Origin of the sequence: Promicromonospora sp. NPDC060271, assembly GCF_042726755.1 — a bacterium.
In the GTDB taxonomy this organism is placed as follows: domain Bacteria; phylum Actinomycetota; class Actinomycetes; order Actinomycetales; family Cellulomonadaceae; genus Promicromonospora.
Map to the genome: position 1 here is coordinate 1 of NZ_JBHXBG010000165.1, position 11,961 is coordinate 11,961.

The window sequence follows — 11,961 nt, forward strand, 5'->3', positions numbered from 1 at the left end:
GGCATAGTCCACCGCACGACGACGGCCCGGTCACCTTCCGCTGGAAGGTGCCGGGCCGTCGCTGGTACAGCAGGTGGGTCAGTCGCTGCCGAAGCTGCTGATGATCGTCACGAGACGAAGCAGCTCGAGGTACAGCCAGATCAGCGTCACCAGCAGGCCGAAGGCAGCGGCCCAGGCCATCCTGGCGGGCACGCCGGCCTCGACACCACGCTTGATGGAGTCGAAGTCGACGATCAGGGACGCCGCCGCGAGGCCGACGGCGACCAGACCGACGATCACGCCGATCGGACCGCTACGCATGCCGAAGCCGTCCAGCACGCCGGTCATCATCAGCACGAGGTTGATCAGGCTGAAGAGGGCGTAACCCAGCAGGGCGAACATCAGCCAGCGCGTGAACTTGGGCGTCACCCGGACCTTGCCGCTCCGGAACAGGAACAGGCTCACGGCGAAGACCGACGCGGTACCGAGGACCGCCTGCCACACGGCGCCCTCGGCGATCTGGTTGTACATCAGCGAGATCGCACCGAGGAACGCGCCCTCGAACACCGTGTACGCCACGATGAGCGCGGGGCTCGGGTTGCGCTTGAACGCGTTGACCAGGCCGAGGACCAGGCCACCGATCAGGCCGACGATCATGACGATGCCCAGCATGGGTCGAGGCACAAGCGTCCATGTCGCAGCGGCCACCACGACCAGGAGGGCGAGCAGCCCACCGGTCTTGATGATCACGTCGTCATAGGTCATGCGCTTCGTGTCCGCCGTGGTGGCGGACGGCGACTGGTACATCGCGTCAAGATCTGACGCGTCCATGGGCTGCGGACCCGCGCCGTACTGGCCGTACTGACCGGCCTGCGGCGGGGTGCCGTATGCGGGGGTCTGGTTGGGGTATGTGGCGGTGCCGCCACGGCGGGCGTCAGCCGCACCGGTGCGACGGGGCTCACCGAAGACGTCGCTTCTCGAAAAGACGGGGTTGCTCATCTGCTCCTCCTGGTCTGTCGGACCATCCTAGGGAACGCTGGGAAGGTCCCAGTAGTTCCCGGGTCATACCTTCGGATGAACTCGGTCCGCCCGAGGGATGATCCGGGCGTGTAAAGGGTGCGGCGGGAGCCATCGGCTCCCTAGTCTCGTCGTAACCAATCTTGTCGTGACCGACCGGTGGCCGCAGAGGCCACCCCGGCGTGCCAGATGGAAGGGCAAGTGATGATCGAGGCCACAGGCCTGACGAAGAGGTACGGCACCAAGACGGCCGTTGACGGAGTCACGTTCACCGTGCAGCCGGGCCAGGTGACGGGCTTCCTGGGCCCGAACGGCGCCGGGAAGTCGACCACCATGCGCATGATCGTGGGCCTGGACAAGCCCACCGCCGGCACGGTGACCGTGAACGGCAAGCCCTACGCCGCGCACCGCAGGCCGCTCGCCGAGGTGGGTGCGCTGCTCGACGCGAAGGCCGTGCACACCGGGCGGACCGCCCGCAACCACCTGCTCGCCATGGCAGCGACACACGGCATCCCGACGAAGCGGGTCGACGAGGTGATCGAGCTCACAGGCCTGCGGCCCGTCGCCAGCAAGCGCGTGGGCGGCTTCTCGCTCGGCATGGGCCAGCGGCTCGGTATCGCGGCGGCCCTGCTGGGCGACCCGCGCACGCTCATCCTCGACGAGCCCGTCAACGGTCTCGACCCCGAGGGCGTGCTCTGGGTCCGCAACATCGCGAAGTTCCTGGCGTCGGAGGGCCGAACGGTCTTCCTGTCCAGCCACCTGATGAGCGAGGTCGCCCTCACGGCCGACCACGTGCTCGTCATCGGCAAGGGCCGCATCCTCGCCGACGCCCCGGTCTCCGAGATCGTCGACGGCGCCGCGCGCAAGATCGTGCGGGTCCGCTCGCCGCAGGCCACGGTGCTCGCCGAGCTCCTGAAGGGCACCGACGCCGAGGTAGACGCCGTCGAGCCCGGCCTCCTGGAGATCCGGGGCACGGACGCGGCCGCCGTCGGCGAGCTGGCCGCCTCCGCGCGGGTGGTGCTGCACGAGCTGACGCCGGTCGCGTCGACGCTCGAGGAGGCGTACATGTCGCTGACCGCCGATTCCGTGGAGTACCAGTCCGAGGCCATCGCGGGCCACGCGGGCACGCAGTCCGACCTCGAGGGGAGCAAGGCATGAGCGCGACGGTCACGGCTCCGGCGGGCGGGTCCGCGCCGGGTATGACGATGGAGAAGACCACGGTCCGCAACGTCACCTTCGTGCGGGTGCTGCGCTCGGAGTGGATCAAGCTGTGGAGCCTGCGCTCGACGTGGTGGACGCTCGGTTCGACGGTCGTGGTGATCGTCGGCTTCGCGCTCATGATGGCTCTCATCGTCCAGCTCGTCGGCAACGAGATGGAGGGCGCCGCCCCTGAGGACCAGGCCGCCATGGGCGGGATGCTCGGCGGGACCATGGTCGTCAGCGCGGGCTTCGAGATGGCGGCCCTCGTGGTCGCGGTGCTCGGCGCCCTGATGATCACCGGTGAGTACTCCACGGGGATGATCCGTTCGACGTTCGCGGCGGTGCCTAGCCGGCTTCCCGCCTTCTTCGGCAAGGCAGTCGTCCTGGCGCTCGTCACGGTGGTGCTCGTCACCGTGTCGCTCGCGCTGAGCTGGCTCGTCACCTACCCGATGCTGAGCTCCAACGACGCGACCGTCGACTTCGGCGACAACGGCCAGGTGCGGTCGCTGCTCGGCGTCGTGCTGTACGTGACGCTCGTGGCGCTCTTCGCGCTGGGGCTCGGCGCCCTGCTGCGGCACACCGCGGGCGCGATCTTCACGGTGGTCGCGATCTTCCTCGTGATCCCGACGATCGTCCAGATCGCCACCTTCGGCGCCTCCCAGCTGGAGTGGGTGGGCACGGTCAACAAGCTGCTGCCCAGCGTGGCCGGGGCGCAGATCACCCCGAACGCAGGCGCGTTCCCCGACGTGCTCGACCCGTGGGTCGGCATCAGCGTGCTCGCCGGCTACACGGTGGTGGTGCTGACCGGCGCGGCGATGCGCCTGAAGCTTCAGGACGCGTAGGACCAGGCACTCCGACGGAAGTCCGCTTCCGTCACACGATCAGGCACAGTTCTGGCCCCAGGACCGTGCCTGATCGTGTTCTCCAGGCGGACGTCGGAGCCAGCCGTCAGTCGGGCGGATCCAGCGGGTGGGGCCAGGCCGGAGGGGGCGTGGGCCGCTGGTAGGCCGGCTCGGCGCCCGGACCGGGCTGTGGCGGCCACGGCGACGGGGGGCGGTGCTGGGGCTGGGGCGTCTGGTTCTGCAGCTGGAACCGCGGGGCCGGCTGCTGCCGGGCCTGCACCACCTGAGGCGGCCAGGTGCCCGGAACCTGGGCCGGCGTCGGCCGGCTGTGCCGCGCCGGACGCGCCTGGTCGGGCTGCGCGGGCGGCCAGCCGTGCTGGACAGGTCCACCCTGCTGGACAGGTCCGCCCTGCGCCCGTCGCTGCGCCGCCGCCTCCCGTCCGACGGTCTGGAACGCACCGGTCGCCACGCTGGGGAAGGCGCCGGTCAGCGGACGGCGCGTGGTGCGCCCCGCTGCCTGGTCCGCCGCTCGGCGCCGCTCGGCCCGGCGTTCGAAGATCGTGTAGATCACCGGCACCACGTACAGCGTCAGCAGGGTCGAGGACACGAGCCCACCGATCACCACCAGTGCGAGCGGCTGCGAGATGAACGCCCCGCCGCCGGTCAGCCCGAACGCCATCGGCAGCAGCGCGAAGACCGTGGCCAGGGCGGTCATGACGATGGGCCGCAGCCGCTTCCGGGCGCCCTCGCGGACGGCTTCGTCGAGACCCGTGCCGTCCTGCCGGTACTGGTTGATCAGGTCGATCAGCACTATCGCGTTCGACACGACGATGCCCACCAGCAGGAGGGTGCCGATCAGCGCGGGCACGCCCAGCGGCGTGTTCGTGGCGACCAGCGCGACGAGAGCCCCGACCGCCGCGAACGGGATCGACACCAGCAGGATGAACGGCTGCGCCAGGCTGCGGAACGCCGCCACCATGACGATGAACACGAGCGCGACGGCGGCCAGGAGCGCCATCCCCAGGTTCTTGAAGGCCTCTGCCTGGTCGGCCGCCGCACCACCCACCGACACCGTCGCCCCGGCCGGCAGGGCCATCGACTCGATCTCGGCCTTCACGGTGTCGGTGACCGTGCCGAGGTCGTCACCCGCGGGCGTCACCGACACGGTCGCCGACCGGTCGCCGTCGATCCGGCTGATCGACGCCGGCGTCCTGGCGACCTCCACGTTCGCGACGTCGCCCAGCGGTATGGCGCCGACCGCCGTCGGGACCTGGATCTGCCTGATCTCGCCCATCGTGCTCGGCACCGCACCCGCGGCGAGCGTGACCCCGACCGGCCCCTCGGCGGTGTGCAGCTCGCCGATCTCCCGCGCACCGGCCATCGCGGCAGACGCGACGGCGGTCACCTGGGTCTCGGTGAGGCCGTACCCGGCCGCGGCCTCGCGGTCGACGGTCACCTCGACGATCTCCTGCGCCGCCGCCAGGTCGTTGCTGACCTCGGCCACCCCGCTCAGGCCGCTCGTCGCCTCCTGCAGCTGCTCGGTGGCCTCGCTCAGGGTCGCGTCGTCGCGCGCACGGACCACGAGGTCGATCGACGACGTGCCGACGGACTCACCGGCGGACACGGAGATCTCGGTCGCGGGTTCCTCGGTCAGCCCTCCGACGGCGGCACGGATGTCGGCTGCGGCGTCCGCGCCGTCGGCGTCCTCGGCGAGGGTGACCGCGAAGGACGCCTTGAGGCCGGCGCTGGCCCCGCCGAAGGCCGCCATCGACATGTCGCCGCTGCTGCCGACGGTGGCCTGCACGCTCTCGACCGCTTCGACGTCGGCCAGAGCTGCCTCCACCTGCTGCGCCGCCTCGTCCTGCCCGGCGAGCGACGTGCCGGGCGCGTAGTGCTGCGTGACGGTCAGCGTGTCCTGGCCGCTGTCCCCGAGAAAGCTCGTCTCCATGTCCGGGACGAGGGCGGCCGTGCCGCCGAGGATCGCGACGGCGACCGCGATCGTCGCGACGGGCCGGCCCAGCGCGCCGTTCAGCGTCGGCACATAGATCCGCTGCCAGACGCCGCGGCTCTCCTTCTCCTCCGCCGCCGCCCGGGCAAGCGCCGCACTGCGTCCCGCCTTCTTCGGCGGGCTGATGAACCAGTACGCCAGCACCGGCACGATCGTCAGCGCCACGACGAGCGAGGCGAGCATCGCTGTCGACACGGTCAGGGCGAACGGCCGGAACAGCTCACCGACCATGCCGCCGACGAACGCGATCGGCAGGAAGACGGCGACGGTGCAGATCGTGGAGGCTGCGATGGCCCCGCCGACCTCACGCACGGCCGCGAGGATGGCGGTGGTCTTCTCCTCGCCGTACGACATGTGCCGCTTGATGTTCTCGATCACGACTATCGCGTCGTCGACCACCCGGCCGATCGAGATCGTGAGCGCACCCAGCGTCAGGATGTTGAGCGTGTAGCCGCCGGCGCTCATGGCGATGAACGTCACCGCCAGCGACAGCGGGATCGAGATCGCGGACACGAGCGTCGACCGCATCGACATCAGGAACACGAGGATGACGAGGACGGCGAACAGCAGGCCGAGCCCGCCCTCCGTGGCCAGCCCGTGGATCGAGTCCTCGACGAAGGGCGCCTGGTCGAACACGACGGCGGTGTCGACGCCGCGCTCGGTCAGCGTGTCCGCCACCTCGCTCTCCGCGAGCGCCCGCTCGATCGCGTGCGACACCTCGACGGTGTTCGCCTCCGGCGTCTTCGTGACGGCCAGGCCGAGAGAAGGCTCGCCGTCGAGCCGGGAGTACGACGTCGCCTCCACCGGCTCGAGCCGCACGGATGCGACCTGCCCCAGCAGCGGCGGGCTGTCCGGCAGGGCGGGCGCGGTCGGGTCGGCGGGTAGGGCACCGGCCATCGCGTCGGCGTCGGTGCCCGTGGCGCCGTCCACCCCGTCTCCGGCTACCGCGCCGCCTGCCGCCGCACCCGGACCGTCGGCTCCGCCCGGGACGACGGGGAGCCGTTCGATCTGGTCGACCATGTCGACGGGCGTGCCGAGCTGGACGGACCAGGCGCGCCCACCCTCGGTGATCTCACCCGCCGGCAGGACCACGCCGTTGTCCTGCAGCACGGTGGTCAGGTCCTCGGCGGTGAGGCTCGCGGCGGAGAGCTTCTCCTGGTCGGGCAGGATGCGGACCTCTGTCTCGCGCTCGCCGGTGACGGCGACCGCGCGGACGCCGTCGACGTCCTCCAGGGCGGGTACGACCACGTCCTCGACCGTGTCGGCGAGCGCATCGGGGCTCTTGTCACCTGCCACGGCAAGCTGGACCACCGGGACATCGTCGACGGAACCGGTGGTGACCTGTGGGCTGACGCCCTCGGGGAGAGCGGGCTGGAGACCCGCCACCGCGGTCTGGAGGCGCTGGGCGGCGGCCTCCATGTCGGTGCCGTAGGTGAACTCGACGGTGGTGAGCGAGACACCGGTGGACGCGGTGGACCGGACTGCCGCGATCCCGTCGATCGAGGCGACGGCGTCCTCGATGACGTCGGTGACCTGCTCCTCCACGACCTCGGGCGACGAGCCCTGGTACTGCGCGCTCACGATGCCGGTCGGGAGCTGCAGGGACGGGATCAGCTCCTGCTTCAGGGAGGTCATGCTCAGCACCCCGAACACCGCTGCCGCGATGGTCACCAGCGCCACGACGGCTCGGTTCGCGAGGGACAGCCGGGCGAGATGGAACACGAGGACTCCACGGTGCGGACGAGGTTCGGGCATACGGCGCGACGCCGCCGTCGTGGCCGGGTTCAGACCCGGGTTCAGACCCGGGTTCAGACCAAGGGGGTGAAAACCGACGGAAGTCACAGACTAGGGCAGTGCCCTGCGGCGCCCGCAAGCCCGCCTGACGCGCATCCGGATCGGCCAGTTCCAAAGATCCAGTTGCAAAGAATCTCTTGCAAAGAGATGTTGGCGTGCGTAGGGTGGTGCACACCTGCTACTCCCCGCACGAGCCCAGAAGCCAGGAGATCGCGATGAGCGCCTACGCACCCGCAGTCCGCACCACCGTTCCGCAGCCCTTCGGGGGGCTCCGCGCTGCCGCACCCGCCGAGGCCGGCCGGCCCGCCGCACAGAGGCAGACCGAACCCGAGGCGCAGCGCCGCGAGATCGAGCGCGCGGAGCGACAGCGCGCCCAGGCCGAGCGCGTGCGCGACAACCTGGCGGCTCGCCACCCGCTCTCCCTGCGCTGATCGCCGTGGGCCCTGTGTCCACCGCCCGGTCACGACCGCGTCGAGTGGGTAACGTCCTGCCTATGGCGACAGCACGCAAGAACCTCCCGGGCGGGCAGGCGGAACGAGACCCTCGCTCCCCGGCGCCATCACCCCGCGTGGTGCCGGACGGCGCCGCGCCCGCCGTCGCAGGTCCGCCGGCCGAGCTCGGCCCCGCGGCACTGCGCGCACTCGCCCACCCGCTGCGCATCCGCATCCTCGACCTGCTGCCGATCCGCGGGCCCCTCACCGCCAGCAAGCTCGGCGAGATCGTCGGCGAGTCCAGCGGCTCGACGAGCTACCACCTCCGCCAGCTCGCCAAGCACGGGCTGGTCCGCGAGGTCGAGGGCAAGGGCACTGCACGGGAGCGCTGGTGGGAACGCACCCCCGGCGGGTTCAGCATCTCCAGCGCGGGCAAGGACTCCCCCGCGGGCCGGCAGACCGCCGAGGCGGTCAACATGGAGTTCCTGCGGCTGCGTAACGAGCGGGTGCTTGCCTTCGCCCGCGCGGGGCAGGAGGCGGACGAGGAGACCCTGGAGTCGTGGATGGGCTCCGCCACGTTCGTCACGGTCAACAAGTGGGCCACGCGCGAGCAGGCGATGGCGGTCGTCGAGGCCTGGGAGCAGTTCGCCGCGGAACATCTCGAACCGCTGAGCAGGCAGGAGGGCCTGCCGGGGGCTGTGCCGTTCGAGATCCACTTCGACGTCTTCCCCACGGTCGACCCCGAGGGCAACCCGCTCTGAGGCCCCGCTCTGACCCACGGTCTGCCATGAGCAGATCTGCGGCGGGCAGAGATCGCTACCGGGCCGGTCCGCACGGGGTGATCGTGAGGACATGACCGAGACAGCGCACACCCAGCCCTTCGACGACCACCTCGGCTCGCGCCTGCTGCACCAGCGCATGGTGCTCATCGGCACCGAGATCGACGACGCCGTCGCCAACCGTGTCACCGCGCAGCTCCTGCTGCTCTCCGCCGAGGACTCCGGTGCAGGCATCAGCCTCTACCTCAACTCCCCTGGCGGCTCCGTCAGCGCCGGGCTCGCCGTCCACGACACGATGAAGCTCCTGCCGAACGCCGTCTCGACGGTCGCCGTCGGGTTCGTGGGCGGCATCGGGCAGTTCCTGCTCGCAGCCGGCAGCAAGGGCAAGCGGTACGCGCTGCCGCACGCGCGGATCATGATGCACCAGCCGGCGGGTGAGACCAGCGGGACGACCAGCGACGTCGTCGTCCAGGCCGAGAACGTCCGGCACCTCAAGGAGGTCATGCACCGGCTGCAGGCCGAGCACACCGGCCAGCCCGTCGAGACGGTAGCAGCGGACGCCGAGCGCGACCGCTGGTTCACGGCCGAGCAGGCGCTGGCCTACGGCATGATCGACAAGATCGTGGACCAGGTGGACGACGTCCGCCCTGGCGCAAGGCGACGGGCCGGGCTCTGAGGCCTCACGCCGCGAGCAGCACCGCCTCGCCTCTCCGGCCGGCGCCGGACGTGCCGGCCGGGGCCGCCTGCTCCGCCTGCAGCGGATGGCGGGACGACGAGAAGCCCGCCGCACGGCGAGCAGCGGACGACAGGACACGAACCCTGCGGCTCTCCTCCTGCGCCGCCAGCGCGAGGGCGAGCTCGGCCCAGGCCCGCTCCACGAGGTCGACGAGCCGCATGCCGAGCGCCTCGCACACGGCGGCGAGCACCTCGGAGGACGCCTCCTTGCGCCCGCGCTCGACCTCGGACAGGTAGGCGGTGGAGACCCGGGCGTCGGCCGCGACGTCGGCGAGCGTGCGCCGCTGCTCCCGGCGCGTGCGCCGCAGGATGCCGCCGACCAGGTCGCGCAACAGCGGTTCGCGGGTGTGTTCGAGCGTGCCGGGTCTGGCTCCGGGCCCACCCTCGTTCGTGGTGCCGAGCCCGGCTGTACGTGCGGTACCCATCGAGATCATCGTCATCTGCCCACTCCCGCCGTTGGTACCCGTCACGGTACCCAACCCCACTGACACCGTAGGTCGTTCCGGCGTCTGCTCCTGGCGTAACGGGGGCGGCGTGACTCCTGGCGGCGTGACTCCGGGGGCGCGAGGCCGGACGGCGGAGCCAGGGTAAGTGTCAGTGCCTGCTGGCAGCATGGGACCACCGACCAGGAAAGGACAGCGGTGTTCGGATCTATCGAGGTGCGCGGAGCTCGCGAGAACAACCTGCGGGGAGTCTCCGTCGACATCCCCAAGCGGAAGCTCACCGTCTTCACGGGAGTGTCCGGCTCGGGCAAGAGCTCGCTCGTGTTCGGCACGGTCGCCGCCGAGTCGCGGCGGCTGATCGACGAGACGTACTCGGCGTTTCTCCAGGGCTTCATGCCGTCGCGGCCGCGGCCCGACGTCGACACCCTGTCGAACCTCTCCGCGGCAATCGTCGTGGACCAGGAGCCCATGGGTGCCAACGCGCGCTCGACGGTCGGCACGGCCACCGACGCCTACACGATGCTGCGTGTCATCTGGTCGCGGCTGGGCCAGCCGCACATCGGCGGGTCCAACCTCTTCTCCTTCAACGACCCGCAGGGCATGTGCGCCAGGTGCGAGGGCCTGGGCCGCGTCTCGGCCATCGACACCGAGGCCCTGGTGGACCGCAGCAAGTCGCTCAACGAGGGTGCCATCACGTTCCCGAACTTCGGTGTCGGCAGCTGGTACTGGAAGGTCTACGCCGACTCGGGCCTCTTCGACGTCGACAAGCCGCTGGCGGACTACAGCGAGACCGAGTGGCACGACCTGATGTACGGCGCTGAGCGGAAGATCGTCGCGGGCGGCATCAACGCCACGTACGAGTCGCTGGTCCCGAAGATCACGCGCCTCTACCTCGTCAAGGACGTCGAGTCGATGAAGGGCGCTATGCGTGCGGCCGTCGACCGGCTCGCCACGTTCACGGCCTGCCCGGACTGCGGCGGCACCCGGCTCAACGACCGGGCACGGTCGTCGCTGGTCAAGGGCAAGCACATCGGCGAAGCGGCCGCCATGCAGCTCACCGACCTCGCCGAGCTCGTGCGCGACCTCACCGACCCGCAGGTCCAGCCCATCCTCGACGGGCTGGGCGACCTGCTCGCCACGTTCGAGCAGATCGGGCTGGGGTACCTGTCGCTGGACCGGGAGTCGTCGTCGCTGTCCGGCGGAGAGGCTCAGCGCACCAAGATGGTGCGGCACATGGGTTCGGCCCTGACGGACATGACCTACGTGTTCGACGAGCCGACGATCGGCCTCCACCCGCACGACGTGCGGCAGATGAACGCGCTGCTCCAGCGTCTGCGGGACAAGGGCAACACGGTGCTCGTCGTCGAGCACAAGCCCGAGGTCATGGCGGCGGCCGACCACCTCGTCGACATGGGGCCCGGGGCCGGCACGCACGGCGGCACCGTCGTCTACGAGGGCGACCTCGCGGGGCTGCGCAACTCCGGGACCGCGACGGGCAAGCACCTGGACCAGGCCGTCACCGTCAAGCGGACGACGCGCACCCCGACCGGGGTGCTCCGGATCGACCACGCGACCCTGCACAACCTTCAGGACGTGTCGGTCGACGTCCCGCTCGGCGTGCTCGTCGCGGTGACCGGAGTCGCGGGGTCCGGCAAGAGCTCCCTCATCCACGGTTGCCTGCCGCGCGACGGCGTGACGTTCGTCGACCAGTCGGTGATCCGCGGGTCGCGGCGGTCGAACCCGGCCACCTATACCGGGATCCTCGAACCCATCCGCAAGCAGTTCGCCCGCGCGAACGGCGTCAAGCCCGCACTGTTCAGCGCGAACTCGGCCGGCGCGTGCCCGGCGTGCAAGGGGGTGGGCCTGATCTACACGGACCTCGCCTTCATGGCGGGTGTCGCGAGCCCGTGCGAGGCGTGCGGCGGCAAGCGGTTCACCGACGAGGTCCTCGGCTACACCCTGCGCGGCAAGAACATCGCCGACGTGCTCGCCATGTCCGTCGAGGAGGCGCTGGGCTTCTTCACCGAGAAGGCGATCGTGCCGATGCTCTCCCGGCTGTCCGACGTCGGGCTGCACTACATCTCGCTCGGACAGCACCTCAACACCCTGTCCGGCGGCGAACGGCAGCGGCTCAAGCTCGCGATCGAGATGGGCGGCGACACCCCGGCGTTCGTCCTCGACGAGCCCACCGCCGGCCTGCACATGCAGGATGTCGACAACCTGGCCGGCCTGCTCGACCGCCTCGTAGACTCCGGCCGGTCGGTCATCGTCGTCGAGCACAACCTGTCGGTCGTCGCGCGTGCCGACTGGGTGATCGACATGGGCCCCGGCGGCGGGCACGACGGCGGCCGGGTCGTCTTCGCGGGCACCCCGGCCGACCTCGCACGCGAGGAGGCGTCACTGACCGGCCGCCATCTCGCCGAGCTGATCTCCTGAGCGGAAGGTCCAGCGAAGGGTGCGGGCCGAGGGACGAGGCAGGCGCCCGAAGCGGAACCGCGGGCTCAGGAGATACCCACAGAGCCTGACGCCGGAGCACCGAGTGCCCCCACCCGGGTTCGAACCGGGACTGTGCCGGGTTTAAGCCGGCTGCCTCTGCCAGTTGGGCTATGGGGGCGCACCCCAGAGACTACCGAGGGCACACTGCCCGAGGAGACTATTCGCGGGACCGACTTCGGCCCCTTGCACGATCCTGACTACGAGTTCGGTCGGTTGCTTCGAGATCGGTCAATCAAC

The 11,961-nt window shown here is 70.7% G+C and carries 9 protein-coding genes and 1 tRNA gene; 6 read left to right on the forward strand and 4 right to left on the reverse strand.

The features are described from left to right. Window positions 1-78 precede the first annotated feature (78 nt). Window positions 79-978: a Bax inhibitor-1/YccA family protein gene (locus tag ACFWE2_RS20720; RefSeq protein WP_377226100.1), complete on the reverse strand. Its 900-nt coding sequence runs from the start codon at window positions 976-978 to the stop codon at window positions 79-81. A gap of 222 nt (window positions 979-1,200) precedes the next feature. On the opposite strand from ACFWE2_RS20720, the gene ACFWE2_RS20725 reads away from it, so the two are divergent. Further along, on the forward strand, window positions 1,201-2,154 hold the full coding sequence (locus ACFWE2_RS20725; protein WP_377226101.1) for an ABC transporter ATP-binding protein: 954 nt from the start codon (window positions 1,201-1,203) through the stop codon (window positions 2,152-2,154). Further along, a complete protein-coding gene (locus ACFWE2_RS20730) occupies window positions 2,151-3,038 on the forward strand; it encodes an ABC transporter permease (RefSeq protein ID WP_377226102.1) in 888 nt (295 codons plus the stop codon). Before ACFWE2_RS20725 ends, ACFWE2_RS20730 begins: the two co-directional genes overlap by 4 nt. Before the next feature lie 106 nt (window positions 3,039-3,144). Here ACFWE2_RS20730 and ACFWE2_RS20735 read toward each other — a convergent pair whose 3' ends face one another. Then, window positions 3,145-6,768 (reverse strand): efflux RND transporter permease subunit, encoded by a 3,624-nt coding sequence (locus ACFWE2_RS20735; protein WP_377226103.1) that lies wholly within the window; start codon window positions 6,766-6,768, stop codon window positions 3,145-3,147. Window positions 6,769-7,055: 287 nt separating this feature from the next. On the opposite strand from ACFWE2_RS20735, the gene ACFWE2_RS20740 reads away from it, so the two are divergent. From ACFWE2_RS20740 to ACFWE2_RS20750, 3 genes are all read left to right on the forward strand, one after another. Beyond that, on the forward strand, window positions 7,056-7,271 hold the full coding sequence (locus tag ACFWE2_RS20740) for a hypothetical protein (RefSeq protein ID WP_377226104.1): 216 nt from the start codon (window positions 7,056-7,058) through the stop codon (window positions 7,269-7,271). Window positions 7,272-7,333: 62 nt separating this feature from the next. Beyond that, on the forward strand, window positions 7,334-8,032 hold the full coding sequence (locus ACFWE2_RS20745) for an ArsR/SmtB family transcription factor (protein WP_377226105.1): 699 nt from the start codon (window positions 7,334-7,336) through the stop codon (window positions 8,030-8,032). Window positions 8,033-8,123: 91 nt separating this feature from the next. Beyond that, complete coding sequence (locus ACFWE2_RS20750; RefSeq protein ID WP_377226106.1) at window positions 8,124-8,726, forward strand: ClpP family protease; 603 nt, start codon at window positions 8,124-8,126, stop codon at window positions 8,724-8,726. Between the two features lie 4 nt (window positions 8,727-8,730). Here the strand turns inward: ACFWE2_RS20750 and ACFWE2_RS20755 are convergent, their stop codons facing one another. Beyond that, window positions 8,731-9,210, reverse strand: coding sequence for a helix-turn-helix domain-containing protein (locus ACFWE2_RS20755; RefSeq protein WP_377226107.1), 480 nt, complete (start codon window positions 9,208-9,210; stop codon window positions 8,731-8,733). A 216-nt stretch (window positions 9,211-9,426) separates the two neighbouring features. Between ACFWE2_RS20755 and ACFWE2_RS20760 the strand changes: the two genes are divergently transcribed. After that, window positions 9,427-11,664, forward strand: a complete 2,238-nt coding sequence (locus ACFWE2_RS20760; protein WP_377226108.1) for an excinuclease ABC subunit UvrA — start codon at window positions 9,427-9,429, stop codon at window positions 11,662-11,664. A 104-nt stretch (window positions 11,665-11,768) separates the two neighbouring features. Here ACFWE2_RS20760 and ACFWE2_RS20765 read toward each other — a convergent pair. Continuing rightward, window positions 11,769-11,842 (reverse strand) — tRNA-Leu (locus tag ACFWE2_RS20765). Window positions 11,843-11,961 lie beyond the last annotated feature (119 nt).